Here is a 21,236-nt window from a genome sequence, read left to right as displayed (position 1 = left end):
TAAGGGGGCACAAGTGATGAAACGAATTATGGTAACCGGTGCGCTCGGTCAGATTGGCTCAGACCTGGTGGCGAAATTGCGACAAATATACGGTGAAGAAGCTGTTCTCGCAACGGACATTCGCCAAATCCATCATGAAACGGTCCAATCAGGGCCATTCAGAATACTGGATGTAACCGACCACCACGCATTCCACGAAGCGGCTAAAGAACACCGGGCGGATGCGATTATCCACCTTGCAGCCCTGTTGTCCGCCAAGGCAGAATCCAATCCGGCACTGGCGTGGAACCTGAACATGGGCGGTTTGTTAAGTGCCCTCGAGACGGCACGGGCATTATCCTGCCAGTTCTTTACGCCGAGCTCCATCGCGGCATTCGGGGCGGATACCCCGAAAAAAGCAACGCCGCAAGACACGGTGCAGCGCCCATTAACGATGTATGGAGTCAGCAAGGTCTCGGGCGAGCTTCTGTGTGACTACTATTACCATAAATTCGGAGTGGATACCCGTGGATTGCGCTTTCCAGGGCTGATTTCCCACTCCGCGCCTCCGGGCGGGGGAACGACGGATTATGCGGTTGAGATTTATGTAGAGGCCATCCGCCATGGAAGCTACACTTCCTATATTGATAAAGGGACCTACCTTGACATGATGTACATGCCGGATGCGATTTCCGCCATCATGACATTGATGGAAGCTGATCCGTCCAAGCTGAAGCACCGTAACGCCTTTAATGTCACGGCGATGAGTGTCGATCCTGAGGGGATTGCGGCCAGCATCCGCCGGCATATACCGGATTTCTGCCTTGACTATCACGTGGACCCTGTCCGTCAGGCGATTGCGAACGAATGGCCGGATTCCATCGACGCAACTGCAGCACGCGAAGAATGGGGATTTGATGTACAATATGATTTGAACCATATGACCGATGATATGGTGTCAAAGCTTATGGAGAAGCCGCAAGCAGATCAGAGCAAGATCAGTTAACGGCTTAGTTTCAGAAGGAGGATATGGTTACACTTGGAACCCATTCATAAAAAGGTAGGGAGAAATCTGCAAGCCATCCGCAAATCACGGGGCCTCAGCCTCGATAACGTAGCCGAGTTGACCGGTGTAAGCAAAGCCATGCTGGGACAGATCGAGCGGGGGGATTCCAACCCGACGATCTCCGTATTATGGCGCATCGTTAGCGGCCTCGGCATTTCATTCACCACGCTCATCGAAGAGGCGGAAACCGAAGTAACCGTGGTATCACCGGAGGACGTGGAGCCTTTTCACGAGGCCGAAGGCGCGTACCGGGTATACCCTTTGTTCTCCTACAACCTGCGCACCAAATTTGAGTCCTACATGGTTATAATGGATCCGGGCTGCGATCACGGATCTGAAGCTCATAATGATGGCGTGGAGGAGTATATTTTTGTGCATCAGGGGGAGCTGGAGCTCTGGCGCGAAGACGAAAGCTACACCGTGCCTGCCGGAAGCTCCGTGCATTTCTCGGCTAACCGGCCCCATCGGTACGTGAACCCTGGCAACGAGACAACGAAATTTTACACGATTATCTTTTATGCGGATGCCGCAGCCAGGGGCTGATCATTAGAGACAGTTTTACCGTTTGATTACCGTCAACCGAATATTAAAAAAAGGCAGAGCCGTCCGGAAAAAATACAGTCCGATCTTAAATATCGACTGTATGGTGTTCCGGGCGGCCGTTTTATATTTAGGACGTGGGGAGAAAGGGACCGCAGTGGGAGGTGGAATTGAAGTTATTCGTTTCTGATTGCTAATTACGAAATCATCGACAAAGGAGTTGAACGGTTGACTATGGGTTTCCACACCAAAAAGTGGTTGAAGCTGTTATTGGCAGTTGCGTGCGCGCTTGTGGCCGTTCCGCCAGCAGGAAAGACACTGATGGCGGCGGATGGTATGACAGAGCAGGCTGATGTTCATTTATTAGACTCGAACACCGCCGCGAATATGGCGACCCAACAGGATCTTGATGTTATTTACAAGGATTTGTCCGGTTATCCGACGGTATCCGCCACATATAACGGGGGGGTTGCTGCCATCGGAGATCAAGCCTTCGTCCTGGCGGTCAACCCCGACACGACGCCAATTCTCGCGGCTGCCCGTTACGGAAAAGGCAAAGTCGTTGTTGCAGGTGACGATTCCTATTTCAAGTTTACCTCCGATATTACCGATGAGCGGAAGACGGTGGCCCGTAACATCCTCCTGTGGCTGACCGAGGATTCCGAGACGTTGACCTATCAGGAGGCATTGGAAGGCAAGGGCCGATTGCCCATGTTGTCGGCAACGTGGAAGAATTATACCATCGAAACCGATGTGCCGATCGATCTGGTCCGGTTGGAGCAATTCACGCCTGAGCACTTGGATCCGTCCCGCTACCCCGTAGCTTATGTTGACGGCACCTTGAAGGATAGTGAGGTCGACCTCCTCGAGGACTACGTCGCGCAAGGCGGTCATGTCGTTGTTCCCTTAAAGGGCTGGGTGATGGAGCAGCATCCGCATGTCTTTCTCGGGAATGCATATGAAGGCCGGTCGGGTAGGCTCAGTGAGGACTTCCCGGTACAGCGTCTTTTGAACCGGATGGGCCTCGGCTTAATGAACAATACGGCATCGACTCGAACGGAAACCCTGCCTAAACTGACGACGGAGCAATCCGCCAATTATCATTCGCTAAAGCTGCTGGAGCAGGCCGAAGCGATTGAGGCAGGAACGCTGTCACCGGATCAGGTGAACGTCGGGCGGCCTGGCGCCGGCGCGGATAAGAAGCTGCAGGTCATCGCTTCGGTGACAGGTGGAACCGTCAGCAGCATCACCCCTCAAAGTTCGCTGTATGCCGTGATCGAGCAGGATGCCAGCGATTTGGAGTCCCAGCTTACGTTTCCGCTGGACCGTTCCAAGGCGCCCTATACCAGTGCATTGTTAGCATTTCAATTGGGGCGGATCGGCAATGATCTGACGGCCCCCAAATCCCCTTATGCCGATCAATTTCCTGGAGCTGTTCCGGCGGACGCCCCGCGAGTGACGGGACAATCCGTTCACGTGAATTTTGATTATTCAACCTTTGACTATTTACGTCAAGGGACGGTTCCGAAGAATTGGATCAGCACGGGGCTGTACGCGCCGGCCGGAGATTGGGTAACGGTTCAGGTCCCTGAAGGCACGCAGCATCTGGATGTGCAGGTTGGGGCACACACGGACAATTTGACAAGTAAAACGGAATGGGAACGACCTCCGGTCATAACGCAGCGAAAGCCGCTCCTTCCGGGTGAAAATCGGATTCGCAGCCCTTATGGCGGTCTGATTTACCTGATTCCGACCAAGCTGCAGCCTGGCGTTGAGAAGAATATTGAAATCAGCGGGGGAGTTCGTGCTCCGTATTATATCCTTGGTGAGACCTCTTCTAATGAATGGGAAGATGCGATTCGATATTATCCTGCTCCCTGGGCCGAGCTGCAGGGACGCAGAGTGATCTTGACGCTTCCGTCAGAGTATATCAGGCAGCTTGGAGATCCGCAGCAATTATTGGAGAAGTGGGACGCGATCGTGGACTATACAGAGGAAGTTGCAGGGCTTTCCCCGAATCAACCGCTGCCGCATCAGAGTATAGACCTTCCGTTCCGTTATGTTGCGGATCGACAGATTAGCGCGGGTTATATGCATGCCGGCTATCCCATCATGTTCCACATTGATCCTTCCGCGGGTCATGCCGTTGACATATCCCGCGTAACGCAAGGTGGATGGGGCTTCTGGCACGAGACCGGCCACGAATATCAGCAAGGAGCTTGGAACTGGAACGTAACGGGTGAAATCACGGTTAATATTTACTCCTTATACATCCAAGAGAAATTCGGCAACAGCAGCAACTTATTGATTCGCAATGCCGATGGGAAAGATTTCTATGACTTAGCGTTTGAATATATCGAAAGCGATCTTCCGGGCAAGTCGTTCGGCGCCTCGGGCCAACTGGATCTCTTCGGTTATCTCGTGATGTTCCGCCAGCTTTCCCTGGCTTATGGATGGGACTTTTACGCTGAGCTTCATAAGGCGTACCGGGAGCTGCCAGCATCGCAGCTGCCTGCGACGAACCAAGAGGAGATCGATACGTTTGTGATCATGGCATCCACCATCGCAGGTGAGAATCTGACGGAGTTCTTTGACAAATGGGCGCTGCCGTATTCCAAAGAAGAAGTTCGTTCCCGCGTTGACGCCCTGAATCTTCCGATGCCTTCGCAGGAGGTGTGGCGGCTGCGGGAGACGCATACGCTGAACGCTCCTCCCGAGATCAAGGCCGACATGGACACCGAGTGGAACCGTGAATCGGTGAAGGTCACCGTTGCCATGACAGCGGAAGCTGAAGCGGCGGGCATGCGAAGCCAGTACAAGATCGGATCCGAAGGCAAATGGACGGATTACACGGCTCCCATACTTGTAGAAGCGGAAGGCGAGACAACGATACATGCCCGGGCGGCCGCGATGTCGGGCGTGACAAGCGACGAAGCTTCCAAGACGGTGAAGATCGACCGGACCGGGCCGGAAATCACGGCAAACGTGACCCAGTCCGTATACCAAACTGAGCATATCACCATTTCGCCTCAAATCTCGGACACATTAAGCGGTGTATCCAATATCGCCTTCGAGCTGGATGGTAAGGAAGCTCCTGATACGCTGGTTGTAGAAGCGTTAACGCTAACGGCCGGACCACACACCCTTCGGATATCGGCAGAAGATGCAGCAGGGAATATCACGGTTCGCGAGTATCCTTTCGAAGTTGTTGTGAATCAGGAACAGCTCGACGATATCGTGAGAGCAGGGGAAGAGAAGGGATGGATCGATAATCGTGGTATCTCCCAAAGCTTATTGGCTAAAATCTCGGATCTCCAGCAGCATCTGGCCCGAAGCGAAGCCATCGAAGATGCACTGACTTCACTGGAGAATGCCATCAAAGCGCAGCAAGGCAAGCATATCGATTCCGGCTTTGCGGAGCTTCTTCTTGGAGACATAGACTACATCCGAAGCCGCAGCTCGGCTTCCTAGCGGCTTATATTGATGAAAAGGGCGGCCGTTTCGGCCGCCCTTGAACTCTTTAATGACCATCTATCGTTAAATAAATCAGTCCAAGATTAAATATAGACAATGTACTGCCTTAAAAATATACTGCACAATTAGAAAACACGGCAGTGTTCAATCGCCAGAATGTTCAGTAAGGTGGTGCTTAACAAACCAGAAGTTCACACAACATGCAAATGAAAAGGGAGGCAAATGATAATGAAGGTCAACAGGTTTAAAGTATTCTGGATGGTTTTGCTTGCCGCCACCATCGCCATAACAGCAGGCTGCGGCGGCTCTGCCAAGGAACAACCGGAGGCAGCGTTGGACCCGGAATCCCCGGTTCTATCGGAACTGACGTATTGGGTGCAAATCGTTAGCCAAGTGTCCGCTACGATGAAGAGTTATAACGAAATCGAGGCTTATAAGGAACTGGAGAGGATAACCGGGGTGAAAGTGGATTTTCAGCATCCTCCGCAGGGCCAGCAGGCTACGGAGCAGTTCAACCTCATGATGACCTCGGATAAGCTCCCGGACGTGATCGAGTATTCATGGGCCGGTTACCCAGGGGGACCGGAGAAGGCGATCAAGGACGGCAAAATCATCAAACTCAATGATTTGATCGACCAATACGCCCCGAACTTTAAAAAGGTGCTTGAGGAGCATCCGGAGTGGAAGAAGGAAATTACGACCGATGACGGCAGCATATATGTGTTCCCGTTCCTGCGCACCGACGACAAGCTTAAGGTATTTCTCGGACCGACGGTCCGGCAGGATTGGTTAGATAAGCTGGGGCTTTCTATGCCGACAACGATTGATGAATGGTACAACGTGTTGAAGGCTTTTAAGGAACAAGATCCGAATGGCAATGGCAAGGCGGATGAGATTCCCTTGTATCTGACGAAAGGAGATGTCGATACAACGACCGCTTTTCTCGGGGCATGGGGAATTAATGCCGGATTTTACCAAGAGGAAGGACAGGTTAAATACGGCCCGACGGACCCGAGGTTCAAGGAATTCCTGACGCTCATGAACCAGTGGTACAAGGAGGGCTTACTTGATCAGGACTTTGCGACGACCGATGAGAAAATGCTGGAGGCCAAGATTACGGGCGGGCAAATCGGATCAGCGATTCTATACACCGGCAGCGGGATTGGCAAGTATGGAACGCTGATGAAGGATAAAGATCCGAACTTCAGATTGGTGGCAGCCCCCTATCCTGTAATGAAACAAGGCGATAAGCAGATTTGGGGATATAAGGACTATGCATTTAACGGAATCGGGGCAGCCGTTACCACCAGTAACAAAAATCCGATTGAAACGGTGAAGTGGCTGGATTACGGCTATTCCGAGGAAGGCGCCCTGTTGTTTAATTTCGGAAAGGAGGGCGTCAGCTACGCGATGGAGGACGGCAAGCCGATATTTAAGCCCGAAGTATTGAAAGATCCTTCCGGACTGCCATTGATCCAGTCCATGTCCAAGCATAACCGCGCAACCTTCAGCGGACCGTTCATGCTTGATATACGATTCGATCAACAATACACGACCGAGCCGGATCAGCTGGAGTCCAAGATCATCTGGGCAGAGCCGACCATGGAAAAGAAAATGCCGCGCACAACGCCGACCCAATCCGAGAGCAGCCGCTATGCTTCAATCATGACGGACATCAACACATACAAGGACGAGATGTACTTGAAGTTCGTCATGGGCGCCGAGCCTTTGGATCAGTTTGACAAGTATGTGAAAACCATTGAATCCATGGGTCTTGCCGAAGCTCTGGAAATACAGCAAAAAGCCTTGGAGCGTTACGGTAAACGGTAAACGGTTAAACGTCCTGAAGCGGCGGAAATCTGCAGTCTCCGCCGCTCTTGGCGCTGCAATATAAATTGATTTGGAGGGAGGGATTCGTTTGTCTGCAACCCAGGATAATCCCTTCGAGCACAAAGGGAAATGGACAACGATTGCGAACGATTTGAGAAGGAATAAATTCGTTTATATACTGGCGCTTCCCGTCATTCTATACTATGCCGTCTTCCACTACGGACCCATGTACGGTCTCTTGATGGCTTTCAAAGATTTCAGCATTGCCGATGGCATCTGGGGAAGCGAGTGGATCGGATTTGAGCATTTCCGCAATTTCTTTAACAGCTATTATTTCGAACGCCTTCTGCGCAATACGGTGCTGATCAATGTCTATGAGCTTATCTTCGCGTTCCCGGCACCGCTTATTCTTGCTCTGCTGCTGAACGAAATCCGCAGCCGGCTTTTTAAGCGTACGGTTCAGACGATATCATATTTGCCGCATTTCGTATCCATCGTCGTGGTGACAGGGATCATGTTCGATTTTCTTGCAAGAGATGGCTTGGTGAATCAGATTCTGGGCTTTTTCGGCATCGAATCGATTCCGTTCATGAGCGAGGCCAGCTGGTTCCGTACGATATATGTCGGCTCCGGCATTTGGCAAGGCGTAGGCTGGGGTTCGATCATTTATCTTGCCGCCATCGCCACCATTGACCCGACCCTTTACGAAGCTGCCAAGATGGACGGGGCAGGCCGGTGGAAACAAATGCTGCACATCACGCTGCCGGGCATGCTGCCAACGATCATCATCATTTTTATTCTCAATATGGGCTCCATGCTCAGTGTTGGCAGCGAAAAAGTATTGCTGATGTACAGCCCGCTTACTTATGAAACGGCAGACGTGATCTCGACCTTTGTCTACCGTAGAGGGGTTCTGGAGACGGATTACGGTTTCACGACCGCAGTTGGATTATTTAATTCGGTCGTCAGCTTCATCCTGCTTGTACTCGCGAACTCCATCAGCAAGCGGGTCAGCGAACATAAACTGTGGTAGAGAGGAGGGCGTTCATGGCTAACAAACGATCCGCAGGAGAGTTAACCTTCGTCTGTTTGAACGCGTTGATCCTGACGGGCCTCTGCTTCGTCACCTTATATCCGTTCGTGTATGTTGCCTTCGCTTCGTTCAGCGATCCCGCTTCATTGGCCCAACACCGGGGGCTGCTGTTCGCTCCGCTTGACATTAACTTCGAAGCCTATAAGGCGGTGTTTAACAATCCGATGATTACGACGGGATATCGGAACACGCTGATCTACGTCGCGGCGGGTACAGCCATCAATCTGGTGGCCACGGCGATCGGTGCTTACGTACTGTCCCGCAGAAACCTGTACTTCAAAAATCTCTTGATGATGCTGATCGTTATCACCATGTTTTTCGGCGGCGGCCTGATTCCGACTTATCTGCTGATCAATAACCTGGGGATGCTGAACACGATCTGGGCGATGCTGATCCCCGGAATGATTGGCACGTTCAATATGATCATTATGCGGACCGCCTTTCAGTCCGTCCCGATTAGTCTTGAGGAGTCGGCGAAAATCGACGGTGCGAACGATCTGATCATTCTGTTCCGGATCATTATTCCGCTGTCCATGCCCGTTATCGCCGTCATGATTCTATGGTATGCCGTGGGGCACTGGAATTCATATTTCGGGGCGCTCATCTATCTAAGGGACCGGGAGCTATTCCCGCTCCAGCTCGTGTTACGGGAAATTCTCATAACCAATACAACGGACAGCATGATGACGGAAGCCTCGGGAGACCGGATGGCGATCGCGGACACCATTAAATATGCAACGATTATCGTATCCACATTGCCGATCCTGCTTCTGTATCCGTTTTTGCAAAAATATTTCGTCAAAGGCGTTTTGATCGGCGCCATTAAGGAATAGGAGGAGAACGATGGCTGACTCATTAGAGATCGTAACGGAAAGGAAGAACCGGATGCAGTGGTGGAAGGATGCCAAATTCGGCATGTTCATCCACTGGGGGGTATATTCGCTGCTCGGCAAAGGGGAGTGGGTCATGTATGCCAACAAAATACCGGTAAAGGAATATGAGAAACTTGCCGAGGAATTCAATCCGACACAGTTTGATGCCAAAGCTTGGGTGAATTGCGCCAAAAGGGCAGGCATGAAATATATCGTCATTACAGCCAAACATCACGATGGCTTCGCCATGTACCATTCACGGACGGACCCGTTCAATATCGTGGATGCTTCTCCATTCGGCCGGGATGCGTTGAAGGAATTATCCGAGGCCTGCAGGGAGGAAGGAATCCGCCTCTGCTTTTACTATTCGCATGTCATTGATTGGCACCATCCGCATGCGCTCCATGATACGTTTAACAATCTGTGGGACTACGAGCTGGAGAAGAAGGCGTTCTTCAGTTACTGGAACCATAAAGCGAAGGGACAAGTACGCGAGCTGCTGACGGAATACGGTCCGGTCGGCCTGCTCTGGTTCGACACATCCGGCGGATTGTCGAAGAAGGAGAGCGAAACGATGGTGAACATGATCCGCGAGCTTCAGCCCGAATGCCTGATTAACAGCAGGGTAAGCCATTGGCCTGATTTCGGAGACTACCAATCCAAGGGTGATAACGAAATTCCGATGCATGGCGAGGAAACAAGGGAATGGGAGACGCCGATGACCCTAAATCAATCGTGGGGGTACAGCACGAAGGATCAAGTATGGAAATCGACGGATGCTTTGGTCCGAAAATTGGTGCACATCGTAAGCAAGGGAGGAAATCTGCTGCTCAATGTCGGCCCTACGGAAACAGGAATAATTCCGGAAAAATCCGCTCTACGCCTGGAGGAAGTTGGCGGTTGGCTGGCGCGAAATGGAGAGGCGGTCTACGGCACAAGCGCAAGCCCGTTCCCTTACGAGCTGGAATGGGGGGCGATTACGGTGAAAGGAAATACGCTCTTCCTCCATGTGTACAATCGCTATTGGCCAACGGAAGAACTGTTATTGAACGGGGTGAGAAATACGGTTAAAAAAGCTTATCTGCTCACAGACCCGAGTACAGGCAGTCTTCCCGTGCAACAGAGCTATCGGCCGGAAACGGACCATCACGCGATGCGGATCCGATTGCCGGAGCTTCCTCCGGAAGATCACGTATCAGTTATTGCATTGGAAGTCGAGGGCAGGATCGATGTAGATCGGAGTTTTATCCAACAGGCGGAGGGCGCCATTCATTTGGATCTTGTACTGTCGGACATAACGACAGGCAACGGGATGAACGAGGCCCGGTGGACCTTTAAGGCGTCGTCGTCCGGCATATATGAAGTCAAACTCGTCAACTTTAAAAGATCCGATGCCGTTTGGGAAAAGGAATATGATCATGAAGTCACCGTACAGGCAGCAGAGCAGACGATTGCGTGTGTTCCTCAAGAGGATAAGGTCGTCAGCGACTCCATATCCTGCCAGCATCCGTATACCGAGGTTCAGTCATCGATCGGGCGAATCGTCATTGACAATCCAGGTATGTATGCATTGACCTTATCGACCAAGCTTGCGAAGCCGAAACCTTTCGGACCGGAAATTTGGCAAGCGGCTGCCGTGAAGCTTCGTTCGGTACGATTAGTTCAGGTGTTTTAATACCCCGATGTACCCAAAATTTAAGCATCCCTTTTAACGGGGGGTGGCGTCTCTCTTGGGGTGACCGAAATTATTAAAGGGTTTGCTAGTCCGTTTGGCGAAGGATTCAAGAAATAGGTTTTTCCATACATTTTCTTGGAGGAATGCGTCATGATCTCGATACCCGGACTTCTTCCCGGCAAGCGAAAGAGCAGTCGGGGACGCGTCTTGAAAACCATGATCGTTTCGTATTTGCTCATCCTTTTATTGCCTATGACCGTGGGGCTTTTTCTATATGGACGGGTGGAAAACGTGATGGAAAACAATGCGGAGCGTTCAAATTCGGCGATGCTGGAGCAGCTGCGGCTTTCCATGGACAGCAAGCTTAAAGAAGTGGATATTTTGGCCAAGCAAATTATGTTTAACCCCAAACTGGCTTATTTGCTGAATCTTGATCGGCATGATCAAGGGGGGGCGTACCGCCAGGTAGAATTCGTCCGCGATTACTTAAATCGTTATCAATCTTTTGTAAGCGGATTCGTGAAGGACTACTATGTTCATCTGCAGGCCGGAGACGTCATTTTGAAGCCTGGATTGCGGACGGATGCAAGAACCTTTTACGACAAGTATTACCGGTTTGGGCATATGGACTTTGATACATGGAAGCGGACGTTGCTTGGCAGCTATCATAACAAGGCATTTCTGCCCTCCGATGTGCTGCTTCAGGACCCGAACCAAGGAAATGGCAACCCGGCGAATGTGATCACTTATGCGCAATCACTTCCGCTTCATGAAGTGTCTAATATCCGCGGAACGCTGGTTATCATGATCGATGGGCAGCAGCTTCAAGAAATGTTCCGGCAAATCGAGTCCGCCAACGACAGCGAGATTTATATCCTCGATAAGGAACGGGGCGTGATCGCAAGTTCCTCGGACTCGGAGCTGTCCGTGCAGGTGACGGAAAGACTAGCTGGTCCATCGGGATTGTTCAAGACAGCATTAAATGGCACGGACAGCATGATCACTTTTACGGAATCCAAGGAGGCCGGCTGGCAGTATGTATCCGTCATGCCGATGGACAGTGTCATGGAACGAGTAGCACAACTGAAGAGAATGGCGCTGACGGTGTTTGTCGTTTCGCTTGTCGCAGGAGCAGCCGTTGCTTGTTGGTTTGCATACCGACAATACAGTCCCGTCAAACGGGTGGTTGATGCCATTCTTCAAGGAAAGCCGATTCAGGATAAGCCGGCCGCGAACGAATATGATTTCATTTTGCAAACGATCGAAGGCTCGCTCGTTGAGCAGCGGCATCTGAGAGAGCGACTGTTCAGGCAAACGCCCGTCATCCGCGCTGATTTTCTGTCAAGGCTCATTCGGGGGTACATCGATCCGGATCATGCGGAGGATCAAGGAGGGCCGTCATTAGTGGCCATGGGCATACACTTCGGGTCTGATATGTTTGCAGTAATCATCGTTCAAGCTGTGGATATTTCAAGACTGTCACCGGAACCATCTGAGCAAGATTGGACGCAAATCCGGTTTATTGTCTCCAATATCGGCACGGACATTGCGAATTCGGGTCACCAGGGATTCGCCGTCGATATGGAACGCGACCGGGTAGCGTTCCTGGTCAATTTCCATCCAGTTGAGAGCGGGGAGGCTGAGCTCTTCCTTCATGAGATTGCAGAGCGATTGCTCCGTATACTGGAGGACCGTTTCCATATTTCCGTGACGATTGCCGTCAGCAGCGTACACACAGGAAACGGAACCATCGGCAGCGCTTATCTCGAAGCCATGGCCGCCCTGGATTACCGCATGTTCAGCGGTAGAAATTCCATCATTCACTTCGGATATGTACGGGACATTAAGCATCATTATTACTATCCGATCGAGTTCGAGTCGCAGCTTGTTAATCATGTCAGAAGCGGCGATACGGAAAACGTTGCCAAGCTGCTGGACAATATTTACACGATGAATTTTAATTCGGCGGGCATGACCCCTGAACTGGGCAGATGCCTGTTCTTCAATATCATAAGCACCTTTCTGAAGATATTGAATTTGACGAACACGAATCATGAAACCCTGCTGGGACCGAGCTTTGATCCCGTAAAACACATATTCGGTTGTGCCACAAGCGATGAAATGCAGGCTGAGACCAAGCGGTTGTATGAAAAGCTGACCCGTCTCTTTCATACGGAGCACAGCGATCACAGCATCCAGCTGCAGCAGGATATGATGGCATTCATTGACCGGAATTTAACCGATTATAATTTAGGACTCGGTATGATCGCCGATCATTTCGGCATGACGCCGCAATATATTTCGAGTTTCTTTAAGAAGATGAATCGATGCAATATCACCGACTATATTACCCGAGCGAGAATTGAGAAAGCGAAGATATTGATGGAGCAATCGGAACTGACCAATGCGCAGCTGGCCCAACTGGTCGGCTATACCAATGATGTCGTGTTCATCCGGGCATTCAAGAAATTGGAGGGGGTCACCCCCGGCAAATATCGGGTGAGCGCAAGCGGGCAATAACGTTAAACGCGGAGAGGAGTGGCCAATTAGAAATGGAAGCGATCCAGGAACCTTTAAAATACGGCGAGATAACGACATGGACGCAGCAAAGGACCAAAGCCGCCATCGAATTCGTGCTGCATAAGATCGATGAGAATTTAGACACATTTTCAGGCCGTTTTCCATCCCCTGCAAGCCGCAATCATATCTACGAGCCAATCGGCAATACGGAATGGACCTCGTCATTCTGGACCGGGATGCTGTGGCTTGCTTATGAGGTCACGGGGGATGCCAAGTACCGGTCGACAGCGGAGCTTCAGCTCCACAGCTACAAGGAGCGCGTGGAGCAGCGCATCGCCACGGAGACGCATGATCTGGGATTTTTGTATTCCTTGTCCTGCGTTGCCGCTTATAAGCTGACCGGGAATGCAGAAGCGAGACGGATTGCCTTGGCCGCAGCAGACCTGTTGATGGAGCGGTATTTCGAGAAAGCCGGGATCATTCAGGCTTGGGGCAAGCTGGACCAGCCTTCACAGCGCGGCCGAATGATCATCGACTGCTGCATGAATTTGCCTTTGCTCTATTGGGCGACAGAGGAAACCCGCAAACCGGAGTATCGGCGCGCCGCCATAAGCCATGCGCAGCAATCCTCCCGTTATTTGATCCGCGAGGATTCCTCAACGTATCACACGTATTATATGGATGTCGAGAGCGGAGAACCAAGGTTTGGGCAAACGTCCCAAGGATATGCGGATCATTCATGCTGGTCCCGCGGTCAGGCCTGGGCCATTTACGGTATGCCGCTCAGTTACGCATATACGAAGGATGAATCGCTGCTGCATGATGCCGAGCGAGTCACGAATTACTTTTTGAATCGGCTGCCAGAGGATTATGTGTGCTATTGGGATTTGATATTCACCAAAGGGCAGGAAGAGAGGGACAGCTCGGCCGCAGCCATTTCGGTATGCGGAATGCTGGAACTGGCAAAGCATTTGCCGCTCTCACACCCGCGGCACCGTACGTACGAGAACGCGGCACTGCGCGTTCTGGGGTCATTAAGCGATTGCTATACGACGGTATCGCTCCCAGGATCCAACGGCATTCTGCAGCATGCGGTGTACGGAAAGCCGCTCGGCAACGGAATCGACGAATGCTGCATTTGGGGGGACTATTTCTATTTTGAAGCTTTGGTAAGGGTCTATAAAGATTGGGATATGTACTGGTAACTGAAGAGGATCCATATTCAAAAGACAGAGTGAATGTATGCCGTACCCCTAACATCAGCGTGCCTGATGTTAGGGGTATTTTGTCTGTCTGCTATTTGATATGGTTGGATTGACAAAATAAATTAACTCGTGTTAATTTATTTACATGAGTTAACTTTAAGGGGGCTATCACAATGGATCCGGATATCCCATTAAGGGAACTAAAAAAAGCCAAGAACAAAATCGCGCTGTATGAAGCGGCATTATCCTTGATGAGCGATCGGATGTTCAGCCAGGTTATGGTGGAGGACATCTGCAGGCGAGCCGAAATCTCAAAAGTCACTTTTTTTAAGTTCTATCAACGCAAAGAGGATCTGCTGATTTATTTTATGCGGGTATGGCTGACCGAGCGGGTTATCGAGATCGATACGGAAGGGAAAAAGGGATTTCAGGCTTTCCGGCATCTGTTGTCCCAAGTGGCTAATGAGCATCAAGTGAGGCCAGGCATGATGCCAAGCCTGATCTCCTTTCTCGCGGAGCAGAACATGCAGCCCTGCATGCCGGAGCTCAGCTCTGCGGAAGTATCGCTGCTCTTTCCCGGACACGAGGAAGCGGGAAGCAAGTCACCTAACATGTACGATTTGTTCCAGCAGTTCATGAAGGAAGAGGAGCAAGCCGGAAGGCTGAACAAAGCTTTTACCTTGGAGCAAGCTGTGCAGATTTGTTTCACCATTTTTTATGGCGCGTTTCTGACGGCGCAATTGTATAATTCAACCGAAATCAGTCGCTTTTACGAAACGCATCTTGGTCTGCTAGAAATAAAGGAAGAGGAGTGAACAGGTATGAGCAAAGTCATTCCAGGTCGATATACCGCACACATGGAAGGATCCTTCGTTGTATTCGTGATCGGGTTTCGGATTAACAAGTGGTGGGCGGTCCATAAGTGGCTGCCTGTCATGAATGCCATGTCCCCGATGCTTCAGGAGCTGTACCGGAACAAGGATGAGCTCGGTTTCATGGACGGTACCTATCATTTTTCCGGCAAGGGGCTTACTCTTATTCAATATTGGAGGAGTTTCGAACACCTGGAGCATTATGCCCGTCACGGAGCCAATCACCTGAAGGCATGGCGGGATTTCAACCGCAAGATTGGAACGGGAGGGGACGTAGGGATATTTCACGAAACCTATTTGGTTCCGGAAGGACAATATGAATGTCTGTACAACAATATGCCGAGGTTCGGTTTGGCAAAAGCGGGGGCCCATGTCCCCGCGACGGGACGCAGGGAAACGGCAAGCCGGCGGCTTGGCCGCGAGGGAGAACCGGCTGTGCCCACTCCTCCAAATCCGTAGTTCAGGCTTATCGGCGGCTAATCTCTCCCTCCGGTTGCCGCAACTTAAGGCAAAGGATAATTACCATAGCTTAAAGGACGTGTAAATGCTATGGAAGTCGTGATTCTTTAGACTTGTTTTTCTTCCGCGCTCCAAAAAGGTGTTGGTAATCCCCGTCCATTCTTCTATGATGAAATTACTTTCAATCGACGAAGAGATAAGGATTCGCTTAGGGGGATGCCTATGGGAAGAAAAGCGTGGTTTTACCGTCAGCTTTTGTCGTATATGCCGGTCTTCTTTATCGTAATTTCCTTTGTATTTTTTGTCTTTTTTCAAATGCTCGACGAACAGTCGCGGCAGGGTGCGATTCAGGCGAATGAGACGATGATTCAGCAGGCGATGCGATCGGTGGATTATTCGCTGAAGGCCATCGATCAGATGCTGGTGCAGGAATTGCTGTTCAACCCCGATATGTCGGGATTTTTCAGCGGTGATTGAGTTGGACTTCGGGCGAGTGATCGATTCTGATCATATCGTATTGGCTGAATACCGGTACGGGCAGCGGATCGAGCGCTTCGAGCTTGAATATATGGAAAACGGGAACTGGCATGCGATCCAATCCGGGACGGTGATCGGGCGCAAACGCATTTGCCGCTTTCCCGCTGTACGGGCTCAATATATCCGGCTTACCATTTTGGAATCGAGATGGTGTCCGCGTCTGTCCGGCTTTGAAGTATATCGGAGCCCGAAGGATTGATGGGAGAATTCTAGCATCTTCGCGGAATTTCCGGTATGGGGCCATAATAAGGCGGCCACCGCAAAAGAGCGGTGGCTCCTTTTTTTTCGAAAACGCAAAATTCACCTTCCGTTTCATCCAGATTAGTGTAAGATGTACGTGAAAGTATCCCATTTCATTGTAGAGAGGTGTAACCTGCATGAGTCATTCCGTATCATTTGAGACCCGGTTGTTGAGCTCTTTGTCCAAAGTATTTGCCGATGAAGAACTGTCACAAGCCTCGTATGACAGAGGGTCTTCGTTTGGCAATGAGACGTACTCGTTTCAAGTTGCTTACCGTTCCAATCGCTTGTTGAAAAACATCCGGGTTCATCTGCAATCAGCGTTGAGCGAGCGGATTACAGTCCGTTCTGTAGGCCTGGTTCCATCGGAGCTGCCTACGTATCATGATCATGACGAGTCTATCTTAAGAGCTGAGCCCGGGCTGTATCCGGACCCGTTGCTGCCTCTGGCATCAGAGCCTGTGATAACCGGATGCCCGAACCAGTGGAGAAGTCTATGGATAACGGTACAGCCTGAGGGTGAGATCAAGGGCGGTACATATGAAATCCGGATCCGTTTTGAAGCGGAATCGGGAGAGTCGCTTGGAGAAGAGGTATTCACGCTCGAAGTGATTCCGGCAACCTTGCCGGACCAGACGCTGATTCATACGGAATGGTTCCATGCCGATTGCTTGGCGAACTACTACGAGGTGGGGATTTTTAGTGAACGGCACTGGACGTTGATCGGTCAATTTATGCAGACCGCCGCTCAGCATGGCATCAATATGATCCTGACCCCATTGTTTACGCCTCCGCTGGATACGGAAGTGGGCGGAGAACGGCCGACGGTGCAACTGGTTGACGTCGCTGTAACCCAGGATGGAGCGTATGCGTTTGGGTTTGATAAGCTGGACCGCTGGGCAGACCTGTGTGATTCTAATGGGATTCAGTATCTGGAATTCTCGCATCTTTTCACCCAGTGGGGAGCCGGGCATGCGCCGAAAATTATCGCTAACGTGAACGGAAAGCCTGAGAAGCTGTTCGGATGGGAGACGGATGCGACCGGAGAAGCGTATCATGCCTTCATCAGACAATTCATACCGGCCCTGACCGGTTGGATTGAAAGCCGGGGACTTGAGCAGCGCTGCTATTTTCATGTATCCGATGAGCCGTCCGAGTCCCATCTGGAGGCCTACGGTCATGCAAGCCGGTTGATGAACGAGCTGCTGCCGGATTACCCGATCATTGACGCGCTCTCCGATATTTCGTTCTATGAGCAGGGGCTGGTGAAGCGTCCGATTCCGGCCAGCAATCACATTGAGCCTTTTCTGGATCAACAGGTAACGCCACTGTGGACCTATTATTGCTGTTCCCAGTACAAGGAAGTGTCCAACCGTTTCTTCAATTTGCCTTCGGCAAGAAACCGGATCATCGGGATTCAGCTGTATAAGTTTAATATCGAGGGATTTCTCCATTGGGGATATAACTTTTGGAATTCGCAATACTCGAAACGCTCCATTGATCCGTTCAAGGTGACGGATGCGGATTGCGGTTTTCCTTCCGGGGATGCTTTTGTGGTATACCCTGGTGAAGAAGGACCGATCGAATCCATTCGGCTGAAGGTATTCCAGGAAGCGCTTCAAGATTTGAGAGCGCTTCAACTGCTGGAGACGCAGATCGGCAGAGAGGCTGTGCTGCAGGCGCTGGAGGAAGGGCTCGAAGAGCCAATCACCTTTAAGACGTATCCGAGGGAGCAGGAATGGCTGCTGTCGAAGCGGCAGTGGATCAACGATAAGATCAAGGAAAGTTTGGTTGTGAAGTAAGCCGGCTGGTGAGTACAAACTAAATCTTGGCGGCATTGAACTCTGTATAAGAAGGTCTCGCATTCCCGTTATAGGAATGTGAGACCTTTATTTTATTTACATAATACGCGCTTGAAGAAACGAATGGTTTCTTTCCATGATTCTACGCTTGCTTGTGCAAGAGCCTGTTGGTTTCCCTGATCGGAGGACACCGCTCGCAGATAAGGTATACCAATGTAATGTCCTGCCCCATCATAGATCAGATGTTTGGATGCGTCTTTGCGGAAAGCTGTCTTTCGTTTGAAACCTTGCTCCGAGAGATAAGCGGAATTCCAGCTCTCATCAGCCAATCCCGATATCATGAGGAGCTCGCCGTTCATCCTTTCTAGAGGAATGGTTGCAGCTTCAACCAAATCCGTGTTTTTCGAAAGTCCGTCATGCCAGGTTCTAAAGGGGTTTCCATTCCGGTTGGTCCACATATCCTTACATTCACGCACTAATTCGATTGGATTATCAGGCTGAAGGTAAGGAAGCGGCTGTCCTTGGTAGGTCCATGCAGGTGGAAGTGTCGGCTGATCAGTCCACGGAACAATGCCACAGAATGATACGGCCGATCCGCTTAATGAAACCGCTGCATGAATGTCAGGAAACAAGGTCGCTGACCACAAAGCCAATTCACTGCCTCTGGAGGTACCATGAATGCCGATTCCGCCTGCCTGAACTTCAGGTCTGTTGTGCAACCACGTTAAAGCCGTCTGTATGGTTTCAAGCGGAATATCTCTAAGTTGTTTTGGTAGACTCTCCAAGCCGAAGTAGCCCAGGGATAACACCGTGAATCCGTGTGAGGCTAAAAGAGCGGCGGTTTTCTCATGTATTCCTCCCTCGGATCCACCAACAACCATAATGGCAGGTCTAGGGTTCATATCCTGGCTATAGAAAAAACTACCAGTTGAACCGGCTTCCCGAATGGTAAGTTTCCTTATGTCATCGCTCATCCAATGGCGGGTGATCACTTGATGTGCAACCACCTTGTCGTTCATTTCCAGCAGGACAAGCAGAGCTTGCGGAGATAGCTCATCACGATGGGCGGCCAGAATCGATGTGTTATCAAAATATTGCGTCACGGCATTTTTGGTGACCGGCTTCATGGACCAAAACAGAGCCATACCGTCAACGCCGCGGTACGTGCCGTGATCAGGAGCTAGCTCGTCCAGAGCAACCTTGCCGTCTTGATCTGCCCTAAAGCTTGCCCATGAAGCTAAATAACGTTCTTCGTTTATTTTTTTGATGAGGTGGAACGTCACGGCTTCCCGTGGCTGCATACCCATGGCAGATATCTTAATAGGCTCGTTTATCATGGAATTAAGATTGCTGATTACAATTCTTGGAAGGTTCACCATCATAATCTCCTTTGCATTCGTGTCAAGATGGTATAGTTCTGTTAATGGACACTTAAATCCTGTTAAATCCAAAGAATTGGCCAAGGTTGTTTGATATAAAAAGCCGGCCGCATGTCACCGGCAAACCACGCCCGAGGCGAAAGAGGCCTGCTGTGGTTCTAGTGGTACCGCCGAATTTGTGCCATCATAAGAGCAAGGGGGTAAGAACGATGTATTTGGATTTCAAGTTGGCGGATGATCGTCCGGCGTACATTCAAGTTAAAGATTACATGAAGCGCTTGATGACGACCGGGGCGCTGCAAGCCGATCAGAAGCTCCCCTCCACGCGCGAGCTAAGCGCATTGTTTCGGGTAGGCCGTAATACGGTCCTGAGTGCTTACTCGGATTTGGAGGATGAAGGTTATATCTACGCGGTCAAAGGGCAGGGTCACTTTGTTGTCCCTTCGATCAGCGGGGCATCCATACAGCCCGAAGGCAAACGGCTGGACTGGGGGCTTCGTCTGAACGAATACGCCAGGCTTGCGGAAGAGAATGATCTGATGAAGCACGGCATCCGCGCTGAGAAGGGCTCCATATCTTTTACAAGCATCGCTCCCGATGAAAAGCTGTTCGATCTGCAAAATGTCAAACGTGCATTCCTGGACCGGATGTCGCTTGAAGGTGATGTACTTCTAAACTACGGTTACGCCAAGGGCTATAAACCGCTTATTGATTACCTCCTCCGTTATATGGAGAACAAGGGCGTGAACATTCAGGGTAAGGATATGCTGATCACCAGCGGTTTTACGGAAGGATTAAGTCTGGTGCTATCCGCCTTGAACAAAGGGCATGGCCGCATTCTATGCGAGAATCCTACCCATCATACAGCTATTAAAAATTTTAAAATGCACGGGTACGCCATTACCGGCGTCGAGATGAAGCAAGACGGCATTAGCTTGACGGAGCTCGCACGCGAGCTGTCGGAGCGGACGTACGACATGGCGTACCTTGTGCCTTCCTATCATAATCCTACAGGAATCGTGATGTCACACCAGAAGAGGCTGGAAGCGCTCCGACTGCTGAATGAGTACGAAATTCCCGTTATCGAAGATGGTTTCAACGAAGAGCTGCGCTATTCGGGCTCGCACATCGCGCCTCTCGTTGCATGTGCAGGCGGAGAGAACAACAGCGTGATCTATTTGGGCAGCTTCTCAAAAATCCTATTTCCTGGCCTGCGAGTCGGTTGGGTGCTTGCCGACAAGACGCTGATTCATTATCTGGAGAGCGTGAAACGTGCCCGCAGCATTCACACATCGACCCTGGATCAATCCCTGCTCTTTCAATATTTGCACAACGGCAACTTCGAGAAATATTTAAAGAAGGCGAAGGCCGAGTACAAGCGAAAATATGAGCTTGCGATCCGCTGCTGCGAGGAGTGGATTCCGATGGAGCGGTTGTCCGGTGACGGCGGGCTTCACCTGTTCGTTGAATTCGGTCCCGAATTCCGAACCCGCGAGCTGCTGGAGGCCTGCTCCGCCCGGGGCGTGGTGTTCACGCCAGGCGACATTTTTTATACCGATGGCGGGGGCCATCACACCATGCGTCTCGGATTCTCCCGCGTCTCCGACGAGAACATCGTGAAGGGAATCCGCATCATCGGCGAGGCGGCCAGAAAGCTGGTGTAATAAAGCTACAACGGAGAAGGCGGAATGAT

16 protein-coding genes are annotated in these 21,236 nt (G+C 50.9%); 15 read left to right on the top strand and 1 reads right to left on the bottom strand.

The features are described 5' to 3' along the window. Positions 1-16: 16 nt before the first annotated feature. The 14 genes from J7E85_RS14205 to J7E85_RS14140 all read left to right on the top strand — a co-directional run bounded on the left by J7E85_RS14205 (position 17) and on the right by J7E85_RS14140 (position 18,164). Entirely contained in the window at positions 17-985 is a 969-nt protein-coding gene (locus J7E85_RS14205) for an NAD-dependent epimerase/dehydratase family protein (protein WP_215158751.1), read from the top strand. A gap of 33 nt (positions 986-1,018) precedes the next feature. Beyond that, the gene (locus J7E85_RS14200; RefSeq protein ID WP_036660138.1) at positions 1,019-1,588 is read left to right on the top strand and encodes a helix-turn-helix domain-containing protein; all 570 of its coding nucleotides are present in this window, start codon (positions 1,019-1,021) and stop codon (positions 1,586-1,588) included. 255 nt (positions 1,589-1,843) lie between these two features. Then, positions 1,844-5,056 carry a M60 family metallopeptidase gene (locus J7E85_RS14195; protein ID WP_251035710.1) on the top strand — a complete coding sequence of 1,071 codons (3,213 nt, stop codon included), beginning with the start codon at positions 1,844-1,846 and terminating at the stop codon, positions 5,054-5,056. Positions 5,057-5,287: 231 nt separating this feature from the next. After that, a complete protein-coding gene (locus tag J7E85_RS14190; protein ID WP_215158749.1) occupies positions 5,288-6,889 on the top strand; it encodes a type 2 periplasmic-binding domain-containing protein in 1,602 nt (533 codons plus the stop codon). Positions 6,890-6,977: 88 nt separating this feature from the next. Further along, entirely contained in the window at positions 6,978-7,922 is a 945-nt protein-coding gene (locus J7E85_RS14185) for an ABC transporter permease (protein WP_215158747.1), read from the top strand. A gap of 14 nt (positions 7,923-7,936) precedes the next feature. Further along, on the top strand, positions 7,937-8,815 hold the full coding sequence (locus J7E85_RS14180; RefSeq protein ID WP_076324101.1) for a carbohydrate ABC transporter permease: 879 nt from the start codon (positions 7,937-7,939) through the stop codon (positions 8,813-8,815). Positions 8,816-8,825: 10 nt separating this feature from the next. After that, the gene (locus J7E85_RS14175) at positions 8,826-10,529 is read left to right on the top strand and encodes an alpha-L-fucosidase (protein ID WP_215158745.1); all 1,704 of its coding nucleotides are present in this window, start codon (positions 8,826-8,828) and stop codon (positions 10,527-10,529) included. A gap of 150 nt (positions 10,530-10,679) precedes the next feature. Beyond that, entirely contained in the window at positions 10,680-13,049 is a 2,370-nt protein-coding gene (locus J7E85_RS14170) for a helix-turn-helix domain-containing protein (RefSeq protein ID WP_215158743.1), read from the top strand. Between the two features lie 32 nt (positions 13,050-13,081). Further along, positions 13,082-14,254, top strand: a complete 1,173-nt coding sequence (locus J7E85_RS14165; protein ID WP_215158741.1) for a glycoside hydrolase family 88 protein — start codon at positions 13,082-13,084, stop codon at positions 14,252-14,254. 173 nt (positions 14,255-14,427) lie between these two features. Beyond that, on the top strand, positions 14,428-15,069 hold the full coding sequence (locus J7E85_RS14160; protein WP_215158739.1) for a TetR/AcrR family transcriptional regulator: 642 nt from the start codon (positions 14,428-14,430) through the stop codon (positions 15,067-15,069). A gap of 6 nt (positions 15,070-15,075) precedes the next feature. After that, positions 15,076-15,585, top strand: coding sequence for a DUF4188 domain-containing protein (locus tag J7E85_RS14155; protein WP_215158737.1), 510 nt, complete (start codon positions 15,076-15,078; stop codon positions 15,583-15,585). Between the two features lie 222 nt (positions 15,586-15,807). Further along, entirely contained in the window at positions 15,808-16,062 is a 255-nt protein-coding gene (locus J7E85_RS14150) for a hypothetical protein (RefSeq protein WP_251035709.1), read from the top strand. Further along, on the top strand, positions 16,055-16,321 hold the full coding sequence (locus tag J7E85_RS14145) for a discoidin domain-containing protein (RefSeq protein WP_353049497.1): 267 nt from the start codon (positions 16,055-16,057) through the stop codon (positions 16,319-16,321). Before J7E85_RS14150 ends, J7E85_RS14145 begins: the two co-directional genes overlap by 8 nt. Before the next feature lie 178 nt (positions 16,322-16,499). Beyond that, positions 16,500-18,164: a DUF4091 domain-containing protein gene (locus J7E85_RS14140; RefSeq protein WP_215158735.1), complete on the top strand. Its 1,665-nt coding sequence runs from the start codon at positions 16,500-16,502 to the stop codon at positions 18,162-18,164. Positions 18,165-18,256: 92 nt separating this feature from the next. On the opposite strand, the gene J7E85_RS14135 is transcribed toward J7E85_RS14140, so the two are convergent. Continuing rightward, positions 18,257-19,501, bottom strand: coding sequence for an acyl-CoA thioesterase/bile acid-CoA:amino acid N-acyltransferase family protein (locus J7E85_RS14135; protein ID WP_215158733.1), 1,245 nt, complete (start codon positions 19,499-19,501; stop codon positions 18,257-18,259). Positions 19,502-19,752: 251 nt separating this feature from the next. On the opposite strand from J7E85_RS14135, the gene J7E85_RS14130 reads away from it, so the two are divergent. After that, a complete protein-coding gene (locus J7E85_RS14130; RefSeq protein WP_215158731.1) occupies positions 19,753-21,207 on the top strand; it encodes an aminotransferase-like domain-containing protein in 1,455 nt (484 codons plus the stop codon). Positions 21,208-21,236 lie beyond the last annotated feature (29 nt).

Source organism: Paenibacillus sp. ISL-20, from assembly GCF_018613005.1.
Classification (GTDB): domain Bacteria; phylum Bacillota; class Bacilli; order Paenibacillales; family Paenibacillaceae; genus Paenibacillus_AQ.
The sequence above is the reverse complement of the archived record's forward strand: the minus strand, read 5'-3'. Positions and strand labels throughout refer to the sequence as shown.

Bases quoted from the DNA above. Each gene is read 5' to 3' on its own strand.
- J7E85_RS14205 (WP_215158751.1), top strand. From the start codon at position 17: ATGAAACGAATTATGGTAACCGGTGCGCTCGGTCAGATTGGCTCAGAC.
- J7E85_RS14190 (WP_215158749.1), top strand. From the start codon at position 5,288: ATGAAGGTCAACAGGTTTAAAGTATTCTGGATGGTTTTGCTTGCCGCC.
- J7E85_RS14180 (WP_076324101.1), top strand. From the start codon at position 7,937: ATGGCTAACAAACGATCCGCAGGAGAGTTAACCTTCGTCTGTTTGAAC.
- J7E85_RS14175 (WP_215158745.1), top strand. From the start codon at position 8,826: ATGGCTGACTCATTAGAGATCGTAACGGAAAGGAAGAACCGGATGCAG.
- J7E85_RS14170 (WP_215158743.1), top strand. From the start codon at position 10,680: ATGATCTCGATACCCGGACTTCTTCCCGGCAAGCGAAAGAGCAGTCGG.
- J7E85_RS14165 (WP_215158741.1), top strand. From the start codon at position 13,082: ATGGAAGCGATCCAGGAACCTTTAAAATACGGCGAGATAACGACATGG.
- J7E85_RS14160 (WP_215158739.1), top strand. From the start codon at position 14,428: ATGGATCCGGATATCCCATTAAGGGAACTAAAAAAAGCCAAGAACAAA.
- J7E85_RS14155 (WP_215158737.1), top strand. From the start codon at position 15,076: ATGAGCAAAGTCATTCCAGGTCGATATACCGCACACATGGAAGGATCC.
- J7E85_RS14150 (WP_251035709.1), top strand. From the start codon at position 15,808: ATGGGAAGAAAAGCGTGGTTTTACCGTCAGCTTTTGTCGTATATGCCG.
- J7E85_RS14140 (WP_215158735.1), top strand. From the start codon at position 16,500: ATGAGTCATTCCGTATCATTTGAGACCCGGTTGTTGAGCTCTTTGTCC.
- J7E85_RS14135 (WP_215158733.1), bottom strand. From the start codon at position 19,501: ATGATAAACGAGCCTATTAAGATATCTGCCATGGGTATGCAGCCACGG.
- J7E85_RS14130 (WP_215158731.1), top strand. From the start codon at position 19,753: ATGTATTTGGATTTCAAGTTGGCGGATGATCGTCCGGCGTACATTCAA.